We start from the raw sequence: 16,459 nt of genomic DNA on the forward strand, positions 1-16,459 counted from the left end.
GCCNNAGGCCCTGGCCGGGCTGCCGGCGCCGGATGCGGTCTTCATCGGGGGCGGCCTCACGACCCCCGGGCTGCTCGACGCCTGCTGGGCGGCGCTGGGCGGACGTGGCCGGCTCGTCGCCAACGCCGTCACCCTCGAATCCGAGGCGCTCCTCGTCTCCTGGCATGCCCGCCTGGGCGGTGATCTGGTCCGGTTGTCAGTGAGTCGGGCGGCCCCGATCGGTGGCTTCACCGGATGGCGCCCGGCGAGGCCGGTGACCCAGTGGACGGTGTGGCCCGCCGCCCACCGATCCGTCGATCCGTCGAAAATGTAGAAGGTTGACGGTCTCCAGAGCGTGCCCAACCCTCTACAGTTCGATTCAGCCGAGCAGGTCCAGCACGCACCGGTCGGCCGGACCGCCGGGGATCGCGTGGTCGGGGGCGGCGAGGTGCCGGTGCCAGAGATCGGCGGCGCCCTGCGTGTCGCCGGCCTCGATGAGGTCGATGAGCGTGGCGTGGATCCGGCGGGTCGCACGGGCGGACGATCGGTCATCGGCGGCGACCGCGGCAAGGCTGGTCTCCTCCGGACGGTTGTCGGCACCGGGGTGACCGCCGTGGCTGTTTGTGAGCTCCACGAGATGCAGGAGCATCCCGGTGATCACGGTCAGTGACTTGTTTCCGGTCAGCTCCACCACGGCCAGGTGAAAGGCGGCCTGGGCCGAGGCGAGCGCGACGGGATGGTCGGCGGCCTCGTCACCCTCGTGGAGGAGCTGGCGCAGCCGGGCGACGTCGGCGGGATCACGCCGTTCGGCGAGCAGCGCCGCGCACGGCGGCTCGATGACGGCACAGGCCTGGTGGACGTCGCCCAGGGTGGCGCCGCGGTGTTCGAGGACGAGACCGGCGTAGCGCGCGGCAACCTCGGGGCTCGGGGTGTGGACCCGCGCGCCGCCGTGGGCCCCGCGCCGCACGAAGATCAGCGCTTCCGCCTCCAGCACCCGGAACGCCTCGCGCAGGGTGGGGCGCGAGACTCCGAACTGCGCCATCAGCGTGGGTTCGGGCGGTAGGGCGTCACCCTCGCTGAGCTCGCCGCGGATGATCCGCCGCCGCAGCTGGCTGGCGACGAGTTCCGCGGTCTTGGGTACCCGCACCCGCTGGCCGACCGGGGACGCGGCGGCCGGGACGTGGGCGGGCGAGACCGGGGGCGCCGGGTTCGGGGTGGCCTCCGTGGTGGATGCCCCGGCGACGGACGTGCCCGGGATGGTTCCCGCCGGAGCGGCTGGCCATGCCATGAGCGGTCCTCCTGCACGGCGGGCGTCGATTGTTGCCTAATGATCGTCGGATATCGGTGGACTGTGTGGCATATTTATGTTAACAGACGACGATTCGTCCGGATTGTCGGCATCGTGGCCTCGACATCATGCGTGTCGAAAGAGTGCGCCCGATCCACAGCACGACTCCGACGTGGCCTGACGTGATAGGGCCTGACGTGATGGGGCCTGACGTGCTTGATCCGAAGCCCGACCGTCTCGTTCCTTCGCGCGGGTGCTTGTCGGCCGCGGTCGCCCTGACGATCGACGACGGTCCGCATCCGGTGTGGACGCCGCGGATGCTCGACGTCTTGCGCCGCAACCGGGTCCAGGCAACGTTCTGCCTGGTCGGGGCCCAGGCACACGCGCNCCGGGACCTGGTGGGCCGCATCATCGCCGAAGGGCACTCCGTCTGTAACCACGCGATGACCCATCCCCAGCCGTTCAGTCATCGCACACCGGCGCAGATCCGGGCCGAGATGGTCCGCGCCCAGTCGGTCATCGTCGACGCGGGTGGGAAACCGCCCCGGCTCTTCCGCGCGCCGGGTGGTGACTGGTCGCCGGCCGTGCTCGCCGCGGCCGCGAACCTCGGCATGACCGCGATCGGCTGGGACGTGGACCCCCGGGACTGGGCCCGACCGGGCACGCCGCGGATCGTGCGCTCGCTGACCGCGGCGCGGCCGCGTCCCGGGCCGCGACCGGCGGTGATGGNGACCTGGTGTTTNGTGGATCGGGGNTCGCCGTCGGTGAGGGTTCATCGGCACCGGGCGGGGCACGTTCCTGGCGTTGGCCACGGAAGGAGCTCCCGATGACCCACGTCGCCGACATCGACTCCCCCTGGTTGGGCGCCTGGCATNTTCCCCGCAGCCGGGGTGTGGTCAGTGGTCTGCTGCTGATGCTCCTGGGCGTGTGGGGGGCGCTGATTCCGTTCGTCGGGCCGTACTTCGACTTCGCCTTCACCCCGAACAGCGCCTGGACCTGGACGTCGGCCCGCTTCTGGTTGGAGGTGCTGCCGGGTGCCGCCACATTCGTCGGTGGGTTCCTGCTGCTGATGAGCTCCACCCGCGGCACCGCCGCGCTGGGTGCGTGGCTCGCGATCGTCGCCGGCGCCTGGTTCGTCGTCGGCCCGACGCTGGCGGGACCCTGGGACCTCGGCGCGCTCGGCCGGCCGGTCGGNGGGTCCGCCCGGCAGGCGCTCGTCTGGATCAGTTTCTTCTACGGCCTCGGCGCCGTGATCCTCTTTCTCGGTTCGACCGCGTGGGGTCGGCTGAGCGTGCGGGGGGTGCGCGACGTGGCCGCGGCGCGCCGTCAGCGGGAACTGCGGGAGCAGGCGGCCATGCGTCCGGGCCCCCTGGCGGAGTCGGAGGTCTATCCCAGCGACCGCCTCAGTGCCCCGGCCCCGGCCGAGGGGGCCCCGGCCGAGGGGGCCCCGGCCGAGGGGGCCGAGGAACGCACGGGCGCGTTCGGCCGTCATCGGCGCCGCAGCCACCGCTGACGGAAGGATCCATCGGGGAGGAACAGGGGAAGCGTGCGTCTCAGGGTGGGCCGTGCGTCTCAGGGCCGGCCGTGCGTCTCAGGGCCGGCCGTGCGTCTCAGGGCCGGCCGTGCGTCTCAGGGCCGGCCGTGCGTCTCAGGGCCGGCCGGGTGCCTCGGCCCGGAGTGGTTTCGTGGGTCGGCGCCGGCGAAGTCCTGCGTCCAGTAGGTGCCGTNCGCGCNGCNGGTGGCGTANCCCACGCCGATGGCGGTGAAGGCACAGGTGAGGATGGTCGCCCGCCGATCGGCGCTGTCCATCCACATCTGCACGGTCCGAGCCGCGGTGAGCGATCCGGCGGCGATGTTCTCCCCGACGAGATCGGCGGTGTATCCGCGGGCGGCCAGCCGCTTGTCGAGGCCGCGACCGTCCCTACCGGTGTAGCCGAAGTAGCCGTTCGCCGCCATGTCGGTGCTGTGCGCCTGCGCCGCGGCTGCCAGCCGGGCGTCGACCGTCAGCGCGCCGCAGCCCGCTCGGGCCCGCTCGATGTTGGTCAACCGGACCACCTCGGCGGCCTCGGTGCCGGTCCGGGGCGGGGCGACGGGCGGCGTCCGCCTCGGAGCCGGCGCGGACGTGCTCGTGCCCAGCGCGACGCTCGTGCCNGGTGCGACGCTCGTGTCCGGTGCGACGCTCGTGTCCGGTGCGACGAGGGGTGCCTGCACCGGAACCGGCAGGCGGGTAGCGTCCGGCAGGCCCGCGGACGGTTCGTCGGTCCGCGACGGTAGCGGGGTCGTGGTCGTGGCCNTGGCCGTGGACAGGCCGGACGACGCCGTCGACGATGTCCTCGCCGGCTCCGCGACCGGCTCCGCGGTCGGGTGCGTGGTCGGGTGCGTGGTCGGCTGGGCGAACGACCCTGCGGTGAGCTCCGTGCGCGCCGCCCCGGACGGGTGCGGCGGGACGGGNGNCGCGGCGATCGTGATCTCCTGGTCGGCCCGGGCTCCCGTAGACGGCGTCGCCGACGCTGCCCTGCCGGCGGGAAACGCCTGGCAGGCCGTGGTGAGCGCCGCTGCGAGGGCGGCCACGGACGCGGCGGCGATGACGGTCGTGAACCGAAGCGAACCCAGCCGAACCGAACCCATAAGGCCTCCTCGGGTCTCCCCCCCGGGAGCAATACGAGCAAAGATAACTAATTCCGCGTGTGGCGCTCCTCGCCTGTCATCGTGTGGTCCAGCTGTGGTAGGGCCGGAACCGGATGCGCTGGCCGGGCCGGCATTGCGCGGCCAGGTGCAGATCCTCGGACGCGACGACGCCCAGCATGGGATAACCCCCGGTGACCGGATGGTCGACGAGGAAGAGGACCGGCCGCCCGTCCGGGGGGATCTGGANCCCCCNGGTGACGACGGCCTCNGNGGGCAGCNCCGNGGTGANNNGGNGGCGCGGCGCCGGCCCGACGAGCCGTACGCCGACCCGGTCGCTCTGGGCCGTCACCTCATAGGACGCGGAGAACAGCGTGGGCAGCGCGTCCGCGGTGAACCAGTCGTCGCGGGGGCCGGCGAGGACCCGCAGGGTCGGTTCGTCCGGGTACTGGGCGAGCGGGGCGAGGTCGACGGTTGGCGGGTCCGCGCTGTCGGCCGCCCGCGGCAGCCGCCGACCGGTGCTCAGCGGTTGCGGACCGATCCCGGAGAGGGTGTCACTCGATCGTGAGCCGAGCACCGGGGGGACACCGATCCCCCCGCGAATTCCGAGGTAGGTGCGCAGGCCCCGGTCGGGTGCCCCGATCCGCAACAGCGCGCCGGCGGGCACGTCCACCGGGGAGTACATGCTGATCTGGCGACCGGCGAGTTCCAGCGGGCACGGCGCGCCGGTCAGCGCGATCAGCGCCGGATCCGTGAACCGTGCGGTGAGGCCGCCGTAGGTGAGCTCGACCGCCGCCGCGGTCGCGACGTTGCCGACGAGCCGGTTCGCCAGCAGCAGACTGCGACGGTCGGCCGCGCCGGACCGGGTGATGCCCAGGNGCGCGAGCCCGGGCCGGCCGAGATCCTGGACCGTGGCGAACGGACCTGGCGCGACGATTTCGATCATGAAATCCCGATCATGACATTTNGATCACGACATCGACCGGGCGGCGTCAGCGATGGCGTCGGCGTCGGCGATGAACCGCACCCGCGTGCCCGGGGCCAGCACGGCGGGCGGCTCCCGGTCGGGATCGAAGACCCGCAGGTCGGTATGGCCAATCAGCCGCCATCCGCCGGGCGAGGTCCGCGGGTAGACACCGCTGAACTCGTCGGCGATGGCGACCGCGCCCGCGGGGACCCGGGTGCGCGGGCTGTCCCGGCGTGGCACGCGCAGCGCCGGGTCGAGGCCCGCGATGTAGGCGAAGCCGGGAGCGAAGCCACAGAACGCGACCCGGTGCCGGCCACGTACGTGCCGGTCCACGACCTGCGCCGGAGTCAGTCCGCTGAGCCGGGCGACCTCGGCCAGATCGGGACCGTCGTAGTGCACCGGTATCGTCACGACGTCCCGGTCGAGCGGGGGACCGGCCTGCGGCGCGGGGCCGGAGGAGGGCGTGGGGCCGGACGTGCCGGGCTGAGCCCCTGCGGCGCGCAGCAGGGCGGCGCTCAGGCGTCTGGCGTCGGTCGCCGCGGGATCGAACGCGACCAGCACCGTCCGCGCCGCGGGAACCAGTTGGATGATCCCGACCGGGGCGATCCGCCGCAGCCGCGCGTAGAGGGCCTCGGCCTCGGTCAGGCCGGCCACCTCGACGAGCAGTGCCTCGTCACCGCAGGGCAGGATGCGCATCGCGATCCTCTCAGCTGAACGGGATCAGGGGGACACCCGCGTCGAACAGGGCTTGGCGCAGCCGTCTGACCATCTCGACCGCGCCCGGCGTGTCCCCGTGCACGCAGAGAGAGCGGGCGCCGACGTCCACCGGTGTGCCCTGCTGGCTGACGACCACGCCCTTGATCGCCATCCGCACGCCGCGCGCGACGATGACGTCGGGATCGTGCAGGACGGCGCCGGCCGTGCGCCGGGAGACCAGAGTGCCCGCGGCCGTGTAGTCGCGGTCGGCGAACGCCTCGCCGACCGCGGTCAGGCCGGCCTCGCTCGCGCGCCGCAACCACGCCGATCCGGGCAGGCCCAGGACCGGCAGCGTCGCGTCGTAGCAGCGGATGGCCTCGACGACGGCCTGCGCCTGCTCCTCGTCGGTGACGATGGCGTTGTAGAGGGCGCCGTGCGGCTTGACGTAGCGAACCCGGTCGCCGGCCGTCCGGGCGAAGGCGTCCAGCGCGCCGAGCTGATAGAGGACGTCGTCACGTAGATCGTCGGGGTCCATGTCGATGCGGCGACGACCGAAGCCGGCGAGGTCGCGGTAGCTGACCTGGGCGCCGATGCGGACTCCGCAGCGGACCGCCTGCTCGCACGTCCGCCGCATCGTCGCGGGGTCGCCGGCATGGAACCCGCAGGCGATGTTGGCGCTGGTGACCAGGTCGAGTAGGGCCTCGTCCTCGGTGAGGCGCCAGACCCCGAAACCCTCGCCGAGGTCGGCGTTGAGATCGAGGGGACGCGGCGGATCCGCCGGAGGCGGTGGTGCGACGGGATGTGCCCGTCCGGCCGGAGGCGGTGGCTCGACCGGGTTCGGTGGATCGGCCTCCCCGGTGGTCGCCCGGTCTGGCCGAGGTCGCTCCCGCCTGCCGGGATCTCGCTGGTCGCCCATGCTGCCAATTGTTCACCACCTCGGCACTGGCGATCCGCCCCCGTCGGCACGGTGGCGGGTGAGCCATCCGGTCACCTTGTGCGGCTTGAGATCCAGGCCGGCCAGGATCCTGCCGACCTGAGAGGCGGATATCGGGGCGAAGACGGTGCCCGCGACCTGGGCGGAGATCGCCGCATGAGNCCAGGTGACGGCGGGCCCGGGCGGGGNGGCGGNGGCCGCGGCGACCACCGCCACGCGCGCCAGGTCGTCATAGCGGCGCGGGNGCTGTCAGGTTCTCTGNGTGCGGGTTCGTCGGGTAGATGATCCGCCGTACCGCCGCCGGGAACGGTCCGGACAAGATCGCCGCTTAACAGTTGGAGCCGTGGGATGGCTAGGTTGCCTCGACGGCTGCGGCGGGCTCAGGCTTCAGCGCCCGGATGATCGGCTGCGCCGCCGCGAGCGACTCGATCAGACGCTGATACCGGTCGGTGCCCAGGGCGTCGGCAATATGCGCCTCGAATGCCTCAACCGTCTCGTGGGCACTGACGCGGGCGCGGGCGCCCGCGTCAGTGAGGTACAGGCCGATGCCGCGGCTGCCGGGAACCAGCTTGCGCTCGATGCAGCCGAGCTTTTCCAGCCGCGCGGCGATCTGGCTCAGCGCCTGCTGGGTCTGTGGTGCGCGCCGGCTGAGCTCGGCGATGGTGAGGCCCGGGCGCGCGTTGAGATTCTCCAGCATTCCCAGGCTGGCCAGCGAGAGCGGACTGTCCCCGAGCGCGGCTTCTCCCAGCAGCGACGTGCGGATCGAGACGGCCCACAGCAAGTGCACGAGCCAGTGCTCCCAACGGTCCTCCTGACCTGCCTGACCTGCCTGACCTGCCTGACCTGCCTGACCTGCCTGACCTGCCTGACCTGCCTGACCTGCCTGACCTGCCTGACTTGCCTGACCTGCCATGGCGTCACTATAGCCCAAGCACCTTGTAGTAATCACACGTTGATATTACAGCATCTTGATTTCACAAGACCTTGTAGTACGCTCGGAGGCGTACAGGAACTCAGTAACGCGAGAGGAGGACCAGTGGTTCAGGAACCGACAAGCACGCCGAGCCTGGGGGCCCCGGCCGACCCGGCGCCGCCGATCCGCGGCTTGCGATCGGAATACGCCCGGGTCGGCGGCCACCGCCTGCACTACTGGACCGGCGGCCCAGACGACGGGACCCCGGTGCTGCTGTGGCATGGCTTCCTCGCCACCGGCTACGCCTGGCGCGGGGTCGCCCCCGCCCTGGCCGACGCCGGAATGCGCGTCCTCGTCATCGACATGCTCGGCTACGGCGACAGCGACAAGCCGGGCGGCACCGATCCCTACAGCGCACGCGCGCTGGCCGAGCAGGTCCGCGCCCTGACCGCCCGCAGCGGGTTCGGCGCCGGCCGGCCCATCCTGCACGTCGGGCACGACATGGGGGCGCCCCCGGCCCTGCTGTGGGCCGCCAGCCACCCAGAAGAGACCCGAGGCCTGGTCTACGCCGAGGCGCCCACCATGCTCGGCGGCCCGTTGCGGGACGTCCTGGCCTACGCCCCGGGCACCATGACCACAGGGTCCATGTGGTGGTGGATCTTGCCGCTGGCCCCGGGAGTGCCGCAGGCACTGATCGTGGGGCGTGAGGAAGCCTTCCTGCGCTGGTTCTACGACGGCCCGGCGGGAGCGCCCCGTGCGTTCGACGAGGCCACGGTGGCCGAATACCTGCGCACCTTCTCCGGGCCGGCCGGGGTACTCGGCTCCATGGGCGTCTACCGCGCCGCGTTCGCCAGCATCGCGCAAACCGAGCCGCTGCTCGTACACCCGACCCCCGTCCCCGTCCTCGCCGTGGGCGGCGAACGGGGCCTGGGCCAGCAGGTCGGCCGGATGCTGTCGCCGGTGGCCTCGCGCCTTAGCACGTCCATCCTCGACGGCGCCGGGCATTTCCTGCCCGAGGAAGAGCCCGAGCGGCTCGCCGCGGCCATCACCCTGTTCAACGACCGGATCTGAACGACCGAGGAGGAACGATGAGCTTCACCCCGCACACCGCCAGCCCGGCGACGCAGCCGGCGACGCAGCCCGCGACGCGCGGCTACGTCCTTGGCCCGGATGAGGGCAACCCCTATCACTGGCTCGGCACCCTCAGCCTGACCAAGGTGATGGGCTCGGTCACCACCGGCAACCTCGACATCGTCGACCACCGCGTTCCGCCCGGCTACGCGCCCCCGCCACACGTGCACCGCGACTCCGACGAGGTGTTCTTCCTGATCGACGGGCACCTGGAGGTGCACTGCGGCGACGACGCGTGGGAGGCCGGGCCCGGCTCGCTGCTCTTCCTGCCGCGGGGGGTCCCGCACCGCTTCGTCAACGCCGACCAGCCTGCCCGCACCCTGCTGATCAACGCGCCCGCCTCGTTCGCGGACCTGGTCGTCGCCATCGGCGACCCCGCGCCCGGCCTTGACATGCCCGGCCCGGACGCGCCGGTGCCGTCAACGGAGGAGATCTTCGCCCAGTCGCAGTGGTACGGCATCAACCCCGCGTGACGGACGGAGCGAGCCAGACAGGCAGGAAACCTCATGGTCGACGTCAGCCGCACGAGCAGGCCCCCGATACCCAGGACGTCGTCGAGCAGCCCCGCACCCGGTCGATCTCGCCGCCGGTGCAGTCGATCAAAACCTTGACCTCCACGTCACACGTGCCCGGATCCGCCGTCACGAAGAATCCCACCACGCCAGCACCGACAGCACTGCCGCGGAAGACGCCCACGCCGTCACCGTCACCGTCCGCGGCCACGGCGCCCTCCAGGTAGCCATAGTCGATGGGGTACACGGCCTCCGGCACCCGGGGGTGCCTGCTGCCGGCCGGGCGGTGCACCACCAGCCGCGAGGTAGCCGCCAACTCGTTGAGGTAGCCGCCAACTCGNCGAGGTTGCCGCCAACTCGTCGAGGTTGCCGAACAGCCGTGCGCGGGACGCGTCAACCATGATCACCGCCGAATCGGGGAGGTCCGCCAAGGAGACCACCGACATGAAGTGGTTCAGGGCGAAGAGCATGGTCCTGCCGCCTGACGTGAACGGCGACTCCCGGCCGGTGCCATCGGCATGCTGGACGGCAACTGGACGTGACCGTTCCCTTCGTCGCTGCCCGGGCCGTCGGCGAACAGGGTGCCCTGCACACTCTTGCCGTGGCCCCAGCAGCTGCCCGCGGCTACCGTGGCTGTCCTCCGAAGTAGCCACCGCTCAACACCTCGGCTGATCGGACGCCGTTCGCGTGATCGCAACATGGTCGTCCAGCCGGGACTCGAACCAACTCGCGAGGCCGTGACCAGCACCGTTCCACAGTGCTGGATCTCAAGCGACAGATCGCGAACCGTATTCACCCAGGCCAAGATCATGATCAGAAAAAGGGTGGACCTGACACGGCAGCAGAAGAACCGATCGGTCTTGGTCGAAGGCCCTGAAATCACCGTCCGCCCGGTCGGGACGCGGCAACTGACCAGGAACGATGCCAGATAAGGATCGAAATGATCGAACCACGGCCGGCCTCGAACGCATGTTCCGCAGGGTTGGTGGGACCCTCCCCACGGTGAGTCGCTCGACTGTGGTGGGAGGGAATCGTGGGCGACGATCCCGTCCGGCGGGGGCTCATGGCAGCGAGGTGGATGAGTTCCTCCTTGGTGAAGACGTTCGCCAATCTCCGGCTGGCGGGGTCGTGATCGTGGCGGCACTGGTCCGAACGCCCGGCCCCGACGCGATCCACCAGCATGGCCAGCGCCCGCGTCTTCTCCTCGTCGTCCCGGACCAGACGGGCATCGGCGTGGATCACCACCGAACGATAGTTCAGTGAATGATGGAAAGCGGAACGAGCCAGGACAACGCCGTCGAGAAGCGATACGGTCATACACATCCGGATCGGCGCGGATCTCGCCAGAATGGCCAGCCTTGCCGCGCTGGAGGCGTGCACGTACACAAGATCGTCGGCGCGGACGTGCATCGTGGGCAGGACATGCGGCTGCCCGTGTACGACCAGGCCGACGTGGCAGACGAGTGCCTCGTCCAGAACGCTGTGCACAGCCTCGCGCTCGTGGCTGACTCGATCGGAGCTGCGGGTGGGTCGCAACATACTGGGNATGCTGCCCGTCGCGGGGAGCGATGTTCACCGAAAATAGGTCGGGCACTTACCAGCCGTGAGCGGAAACGGAGCGCGGCGGGAGCGTCCCGAGCGGCGGTGCGGNGTGTTCGCGATGGGAGAGGCCCTCCAGGTCCAGGAAGTTGTCCTCGGGCTCGACTGTGGTCTCCTTGAGAAGATTTTCCACCCGCTGCACGGTGAGCTGTCGCACCACCTCCGCTCCCGGGACGTAAGTATTCGGAAGTCCCGTTGTTGATCGGTGCCGGTGGTGCTGGCTGGGGTCTGCGTGTGGCCTGATGGGCGACGGTGGGTGATGTCCTGATGGCTGGATTGGTGTGCTGCGTGCCAAGGCTGAAAGCGCNGGGNGGANGGTTGTTGAGGTGAACGCCCGCCACACCTCCCAGCGGTGCGCCGAGTGCGGGCACGTCGCGAAGGAGAACCGTCCCTCGCAGGCCGAGTTCCGCTGCGTGAGGTGCGGGCACTCGGCGCACGCCGACGAGAACGCGGCGATCAACATTCTCAGGGCAGGGCTTGCCCTTCAAGCTGACGCTCAGGCGGCTTGAGAAGCCGCCGGCTTTAGCCGGCGGAGGAGTCACTTCCCCAGCGAGCTGTGCATCTCCCAGACCAGGATCTGTTATGCGCGCCAGCATCTATGGTCTGACCAGTGCAGTAACGTGCCCCGGTCGTCTCGCCCGCGCCGCCTCGGGCACCCCTCAGGCACACGCAGAAGGGGCGCCCGGTGAGCGCCTCCACCGCCGCCGAGCGGGTAATCCTCCGCGACGGCGACTGGGAGCTTGAGCAGCNCCTCGACGGCCTCGGTGACGATGACGACGGGACCCGCCGCCGGCCGGTCATCGCGGAGACCACCATTCGCTACCTGGTGTGGGTCGAAGACGAGTACGCGACCGCGGATCTCCAGGAGGACCATGAGCTGATCGAGGGCGCTGAGGTCGTCGACGGCGACATGACGGTGACCGACCCAGACGACATGGACTGGTGGCACATCTACCGGCAGCCGTTCGGCCCGGACAGCGCGCCGGTGGAGGGTCCGGCGTGGAAGTGCCCGGAGCTGCGGTGTCACGCTTATCAGCCTGCGGGGGCTTCTTACGAGCGGCGGCACGGGTGGTTGTGCCCGCACGCCGCTGAGGGTGGTGCCCGGTGAGCGCCACCGAGGGCACCACCCGCCGCTGCAACCCCCCGGAGGTGGCCGGATGAGCGAGCCCACCATCCGCGTCCTGTCCCTCGGCGCTGGCATCCAGAGCACCACGCTCGCGCTCCTCGCCGTCGAGGCCGCGCTACCGCGACCGGATGCGGCGATCTTCGCCGACACCGGCTGGGAGCCGCGGGCCGTGTACGAGCACCTCGACCGCTCCCGGATGCCGCTCGATCAGGCGCCGATCGACAAGCTGACCCGCGCCGAGTGGATCGCGCTCTACCAGCCCACCATCTTCGACACCCTCGACGAGGAAGGCGACCCGGACGGATGCTCGCCCTACGGATGCCGCAGCGGAGCGACGGCGTGATCGCCCTGTTCCGGCCGCGCCGCCGACCCCAACCCACACCCGCGCCCGAGACCCTCACCGCCTACGAGATCATGGCCCGCTGGCGACCCGGGTCACACGACCGGCCATGGACCTGGGCCGACGAGATCGCAGACCTCGTCACACGCGACCGCGAGCGGCTCGGCTGGATCGCCCGGCACTGCATGCACGTCCCGATCCTCGTGGGCCCGGACGGCCGGGTCTGGGACGTTGACTTCCTCTCCGCCCTGAAGGGCGGAGATTCCCGTCTGCTACGCCCCGGTGGGGGTGAGCTTCGGGTGGGTTCCCGCTTCGTCGCGCGGTGCCGGCACGGATGCCGGTCTTACCTGCGCTCCACGGGCAGACACGGCCAGTCCGGCCGCCTTCGCGACGTTGACCGCCGCGTTCACATCCCTGTCCAACACCGACCCGCACGCCTGGCACGTCCACTCCCGGACCGCCAGCGGTTTCGGGCCGTCCTTCACCCCGCAGGCCGAACAGACCTGCGACGTCGGCTCGAACCGTCCGATCCGGACGAACGTCCGGCCGTACCGGGCGGCCTTGTACTCCAGCATGGCGACGAACGCCGACCAGCCGGCGTCGTGCACCGACTTCGCCAACCGCNTGCGCGCGAGCCCGTTGACCGCCAAGTCCTCGACGGCGACCGCTTGATTCTCGCGGATCAGCCGGGTGGAGAGCTGGTGATGGAACTCGCGGCGCGCGTCGGCGACCCGCGCATGCTCCCGGGCGACCTTCAACCGAGCCTTGGCCCTGTTCTTCGAGCCCTTCTTCTTCCGGGACAGGTCGCGTTGCACCCGGCGGAGACGTTTCTCCGTGCGGCGCAGGAACCGCGGGGAGTCGATTTTCCTCCCGTCGGAGAGGACCGCGAAGTGGCCGAGTCCCAGGTCGATACCGNCCTCGGTGGTCGTCTCCGCCGGGCTGTCCNCCTGTCCCGCCTCGACGACGAAGCTCGCGAAGTACCGGCCTGCGCTGTCCCGGATCACCGTCACCGACGACGGTGCCGACGGCAACCTGCGCGACCAGCGGACCGGAACATCGCCGATCTTCGGTAGGCGCAGCTTCCCGCCCGTGGTGACCGACCAGCGGGCGTTGGCGGTGAACCTGACCGACTGGCGGGNGTCCCGCTTGGNCTTGAACCGCGGCGCGCCCATCCGGGGCCGTTTCCCGGCCAGCCCGTCGAAGAAGTTCCGATAGGCCGTATCGAGGTCGCGCAGCGACTGCTGCAACACCACCGCGGACACCTCTGCGAGCCAAGCCCGTTCCGGGCTCTTCTTCGCCTCGGTGATCAGCAGCTTCGACAGGTCCCCCGTCTTCGGGAACGGCAGCCCCGCCGCCCGCGCATCCTCCCGGGCGCGCAGGCCGTCGTTGTACACGACCCGGGCGCACCCGAACGCCTGTGCCAGCGACGCACGCTGACCCGCCGTCGGGTGGAGCCGGAAGCTGTACCGAAGCTGCACACCCCCAGTTTACCCTTGGTTTATGGCCACCGATCTCAACGTTCGCACTGGCAGGCACTGCGTTTTCGCCCTGCACGCCCACTTGGTTTTCGTCACGAAGTATCGGCATCGGGTGTTTGACGATCAGCACCTCACCCGACTGGAAGAGATCATGCGGGCGGTGTGCGTCGACTTCGAGACCGAACTCGTCGAGTTCAACGGCGAACATGACCATGTCCACCTGCTGGTCAACTTCCCACCCAAGGTCGCCCTGTCGAAGCTGGTGAACAGCCTCAAGGGCGTGTCGTCGCGCCGGATGCGCCAGGAGTTCCCCGAGCTGGCCCGGCACTACTGGCGGGCGAACCGGCTCTGGTCCGGGTCGTACTTCGCCGGGTCGGTCGGTGGCGCGCCGCTGGAGGTGCTCCGCCGGTACATCGAAGAGCAGACCCGCCCGGTTTAGGGCACGCTCAGGCCGCGAGGCGGCCTTCCCGCGCGGCCCTTCACCTCNGGCCTGAAGGCCGGAGCACTGGGCCGCAACTTGGTAGCAGGTTCTCGCCCTATTCGGCGCGCACGGTTGCCGTCCAGGCTCCGTGGGAGAGCCGGATGCTGCCGTCGTCGGCGATCCGGGCGTTGGCGCCGAGGTGCGGGGCGTATCCGAGGCGGAGCCAGTCGTCGCGGACGTCGTCGAGAATGTCCCAGAGTCGGCGCGGCCCGCCCTGGTGAACCGTCGGCAGATCGGCGCCGACCGCGGTAGCCCGCGCCCACGACCCGTCCGAATGGGCCATGATCGCCGTGTGCCGGCCGTCGGCCTCCCTGCGGTAGCCGTGCCGTACCCCCGGCACGGCCAGGGCGATCATGGCCGACAGCTCCCACGCCTCGGCGACGTCCACGACCGGGTATCGGCCGGTGGTCACCTCCTCGCCGTCGGCCTCGTCAAGCCGGTCGCTGTCGACCGCGTTCGGCGGGTAGTCATCACCGGTGCGGGTGCGCATGAACGCGGCCGGCGTGAACTCGACCATGCCCACGCGGCCGCGTGGGGTGCTCGTCACGGTGATGACCATGTAGGTGCCGGTGATCGTGGCGACCAGCCGCCCCCCCGGGCGTAGTGCGTCCAGCCAGCTCGTCGGGATGGACGGGACCGAGACCATGGAGACGATCCGGTCGTACTGGCCGGGCAGCGGACCGGTGGCATCCACGGTCAGGGCGGTGGGGTGCAGGTCGAGGGCGGCGAGGCGGTCCGCGGCGGCGGCGACCAGGTACGGGTCGACGTCGATCGTGGTGATGCGCTGGTCGTCGTAACGGCGGGCGAGNAGCGCCGCCCCNTACCCNGNGCCGGNGCCGACGTCCAGGATGTTCAGGCCCTCGGCCAGTTGGGCGTGCTGGTACATGCGCAGGGCCAGCGCAGGCATCGTGGCCGACGACGTCGGCATGCCCATCGGCCTGTCGCCCTCGGCGGCGTGATCGGCGTGGTTCTTGCCGACTCTCGTGACGAGCGACCGGTGGGCGGCGTAGACATCGGCGATCGGGCCGCGGCGCAGGTCCCACCCGTTCTCGGTTCGCACCCACCACGCGGGCACGAACTCGTGCCGTGGGATGTCGGCGACGACCGGATACCAGCGGGATCCGGGATGGCTGATCTCGTCGGCCAGGGTGCGGGCGTGCGCCCGCCACGGCTCGGCCATCAGTTCGGGTCCGGCTCGGGATGCACCGGCCCACATCTCTCATGGTCGCTGTCCGGATCGCACGGGCCCATCCGGGACCGCGGGACCGATTCCACCGCGGCCTGCCACTGCTTCCCGGCCAGCAGACCGGCCAGCGGGGTGTCCCGGACGTTACCGCCGTCGAGGCCGCGGCTCATCACGCACGGCGTGATCCTGCCGTCCGGCAGGACCGCGGCCCGGCCGAGCCCGCAGTGTCCGCAGCCGCCCGCCCGGCCGAACGCGCGGACCACGTCCCGGCGGATGTTCGTCACGCCGAGGCCGAGCAGATCCGAGTGCGCCCGGTCGGCGGCGTCGCCGCCACCGACGATGCCGACCCGCAGGGGGATGGAGCGGCGCAGCACCTCGATGAGGTTCGCCCGGGTCAGGGCGTGGGAACCGGCGCGGCCGGTGACCCGGTCGTGGTCAGCCGCGCTGGCCGCATAGTAGCTGGTGGCCAGCCGCACCCCGAGGCGCATCAGCGTCGGCCACAGCTCGGCGGGCACCCGCACCAGGTTGCTGAAGATCTCCACGGTCAGGCCGGCGGCGAGGGCGTAGCCGACCAGGTCGGGCAGCGCCGGGTGCAGCGTCGGTTCGCCGCCGATCATCGCTACCTGGCGGACGCCGAGCCCGGCCGCGTCGTCGATGACCTTGTGCCAGTCGTCGACGGTCATCGTCCCGTGGCCGGCAGTCGGCCCGGACTCGGCGTAGCAGTGGGAGCAGGCAAGCTGGCAGCGTCCGGTGATCTCCAGCCACAGCATCTCGGTGTGGGGCATGTGCACCTCCAAGGTAAGTATTTGTTAGGCCGCCGCTGCCACGGGTGTGGCTGGGATGCGCGTACGGCCCATATCGGTGACCGCCCATCCGCCGCCGACTAACTGCCGCAGGAGTCCGGCGTCCTCCTGCTCCTGGCACCAGATCCGGAGCCGCGGCATGCTCAGGCCGAGCCGGTGGGCAACGTCGTCCATGTCCACCGCCCCGAAAACGGGCGGGCGGGTGGCGGCGATCGCCGACCAGCCGTCGGCCGAGTCGAGGGGCCGGGCGAGTGCGGCGGTCGAGGCCGCCGCACCGGCGGNGGNGTACCGCCNGCAGCCCGCGTCCACGGCGAGAATGCGCCGGGCGGCGAGCGTGGCGAGGCGCAGTGCCAGCTCCTCCCGGTCCACCCGACCTGTCTCCGCGTCCAGGACGCGGGCGA

General features: G+C 71.1%; 17 protein-coding genes and 2 pseudogenes (1 of these 19 running past the window's edge). 8 read left to right on the top strand and 11 right to left on the bottom strand.

The features are described 5' to 3' along the window. Nucleotides 1-313, top strand: the 3' end of a protein-coding gene (locus tag CED_RS13440; protein WP_051868816.1) for a bifunctional cobalt-precorrin-7 (C(5))-methyltransferase/cobalt-precorrin-6B (C(15))-methyltransferase. Its footprint begins 1,124 nt before the window's first position; only the last 313 of its 1,437 coding nucleotides appear in the window; its start codon lies off the left edge, out of view; it ends in the stop codon at nt 311-313. A gap of 45 nt (nt 314-358) precedes the next feature. Here the strand turns inward: CED_RS13440 and CED_RS13445 are convergent, their stop codons facing one another. Further along, nucleotides 359-1,267 carry a FadR/GntR family transcriptional regulator gene (locus tag CED_RS13445; protein WP_011437364.1) on the bottom strand — a complete coding sequence of 303 codons (909 nt, stop codon included), beginning with the start codon at nt 1,265-1,267 and terminating at the stop codon, nt 359-361. Nucleotides 1,268-1,479: 212 nt separating this feature from the next. Here CED_RS13445 and CED_RS22660 point away from each other — a divergent pair, with 212 nt between their 5' ends. Together CED_RS22660 and CED_RS13455 are read left to right on the top strand one after the other, a co-directional pair. After that, complete coding sequence (locus CED_RS22660) at nt 1,480-2,097, top strand: polysaccharide deacetylase family protein (protein ID WP_235187077.1); 618 nt, start codon at nt 1,480-1,482, stop codon at nt 2,095-2,097. Further along, complete coding sequence (locus CED_RS13455; protein WP_051868802.1) at nt 2,094-2,780, top strand: hypothetical protein; 687 nt, start codon at nt 2,094-2,096, stop codon at nt 2,778-2,780. Before CED_RS22660 ends, CED_RS13455 begins: the two co-directional genes overlap by 4 nt. Before the next feature lie 116 nt (nt 2,781-2,896). On the opposite strand, the gene CED_RS21570 is transcribed toward CED_RS13455, so the two are convergent. The 5 genes from CED_RS21570 to CED_RS23715 form a co-directional block, all read right to left on the bottom strand. Then, on the bottom strand, nt 2,897-3,895 hold the full coding sequence (locus tag CED_RS21570; RefSeq protein WP_051868803.1) for a CAP domain-containing protein: 999 nt from the start codon (nt 3,893-3,895) through the stop codon (nt 2,897-2,899). 76 nt (nt 3,896-3,971) lie between these two features. Beyond that, complete coding sequence (locus CED_RS13465) at nt 3,972-4,838, bottom strand: biotin-dependent carboxyltransferase family protein (protein WP_035911067.1); 867 nt, start codon at nt 4,836-4,838, stop codon at nt 3,972-3,974. A gap of 24 nt (nt 4,839-4,862) precedes the next feature. After that, complete coding sequence (locus CED_RS13470) at nt 4,863-5,555, bottom strand: allophanate hydrolase subunit 1 (RefSeq protein ID WP_084680795.1); 693 nt, start codon at nt 5,553-5,555, stop codon at nt 4,863-4,865. Nucleotides 5,556-5,565: 10 nt separating this feature from the next. Beyond that, a complete protein-coding gene (locus CED_RS13475) occupies nt 5,566-6,471 on the bottom strand; it encodes a LamB/YcsF family protein (protein WP_011437358.1) in 906 nt (301 codons plus the stop codon). Nucleotides 6,472-6,841: 370 nt separating this feature from the next. Further along, nucleotides 6,842-7,402 (bottom strand): MarR family winged helix-turn-helix transcriptional regulator, encoded by a 561-nt coding sequence (locus CED_RS23715; RefSeq protein WP_152569744.1) that lies wholly within the window; start codon nt 7,400-7,402, stop codon nt 6,842-6,844. 123 nt (nt 7,403-7,525) lie between these two features. Between CED_RS23715 and CED_RS22665 the strand changes: the two genes are divergently transcribed. After that, nucleotides 7,526-8,473: an alpha/beta fold hydrolase gene (locus CED_RS22665; protein ID WP_011437355.1), complete on the top strand. Its 948-nt coding sequence runs from the start codon at nt 7,526-7,528 to the stop codon at nt 8,471-8,473. A gap of 17 nt (nt 8,474-8,490) precedes the next feature. Next, a complete protein-coding gene (locus CED_RS13495; protein WP_011437354.1) occupies nt 8,491-9,006 on the top strand; it encodes a cupin domain-containing protein in 516 nt (171 codons plus the stop codon). 43 nt (nt 9,007-9,049) lie between these two features. Here CED_RS13495 and CED_RS13500 read toward each other — a convergent pair whose 3' ends face one another. Together CED_RS13500 and CED_RS13505 are read right to left on the bottom strand one after the other, a co-directional pair. Next, nucleotides 9,050-9,361, bottom strand: coding sequence for a hypothetical protein (locus CED_RS13500; RefSeq protein ID WP_051868805.1), 312 nt, complete (start codon nt 9,359-9,361; stop codon nt 9,050-9,052). A gap of 563 nt (nt 9,362-9,924) precedes the next feature. After that, the gene (locus CED_RS13505; protein ID WP_023840817.1) at nt 9,925-10,533 is read right to left on the bottom strand and encodes a pyridoxamine 5'-phosphate oxidase family protein; all 609 of its coding nucleotides are present in this window, start codon (nt 10,531-10,533) and stop codon (nt 9,925-9,927) included. 389 nt (nt 10,534-10,922) lie between these two features. Here CED_RS13505 and CED_RS13510 point away from each other — a divergent pair. Continuing rightward, nucleotides 10,923-11,153: pseudogene (locus tag CED_RS13510) on the top strand (zinc ribbon domain-containing protein); the annotation flags it as partial. A gap of 648 nt (nt 11,154-11,801) precedes the next feature. Then, nucleotides 11,802-11,990 (top strand): annotated as a pseudogene (locus CED_RS26215) (hypothetical protein); the annotation flags it as partial. A 392-nt stretch (nt 11,991-12,382) separates the two neighbouring features. On the opposite strand, the gene CED_RS13525 reads toward CED_RS26215, so the two are convergent. Next, complete coding sequence (locus tag CED_RS13525; RefSeq protein WP_035911078.1) at nt 12,383-13,588, bottom strand: RNA-guided endonuclease TnpB family protein; 1,206 nt, start codon at nt 13,586-13,588, stop codon at nt 12,383-12,385. A 22-nt stretch (nt 13,589-13,610) separates the two neighbouring features. Here CED_RS13525 and tnpA point away from each other — a divergent pair, with 22 nt between their 5' ends. Then, the gene (gene tnpA / locus CED_RS13530) at nt 13,611-14,027 is read left to right on the top strand and encodes an IS200/IS605 family transposase (protein ID WP_023840823.1); all 417 of its coding nucleotides are present in this window, start codon (nt 13,611-13,613) and stop codon (nt 14,025-14,027) included. Between the two features lie 97 nt (nt 14,028-14,124). Here tnpA and CED_RS13535 read toward each other — a convergent pair whose 3' ends face one another. After that, nucleotides 14,125-15,249 carry a methyltransferase domain-containing protein gene (locus CED_RS13535; RefSeq protein ID WP_035911160.1) on the bottom strand — a complete coding sequence of 375 codons (1,125 nt, stop codon included), beginning with the start codon at nt 15,247-15,249 and terminating at the stop codon, nt 14,125-14,127. Beyond that, entirely contained in the window at nt 15,249-16,040 is a 792-nt protein-coding gene (locus CED_RS13540) for a radical SAM protein (protein WP_035911080.1), read from the bottom strand. Before CED_RS13540 ends, CED_RS13535 begins: the two co-directional genes overlap by 1 nt. Nucleotides 16,041-16,459: the final 419 nt, after the last annotated feature.

Origin of the sequence: Frankia sp. CeD (assembly GCF_000732115.1) — a bacterium.
GTDB lineage: Bacteria > Actinomycetota > Actinomycetes > Frankiales > Frankiaceae > Frankia > Frankia casuarinae.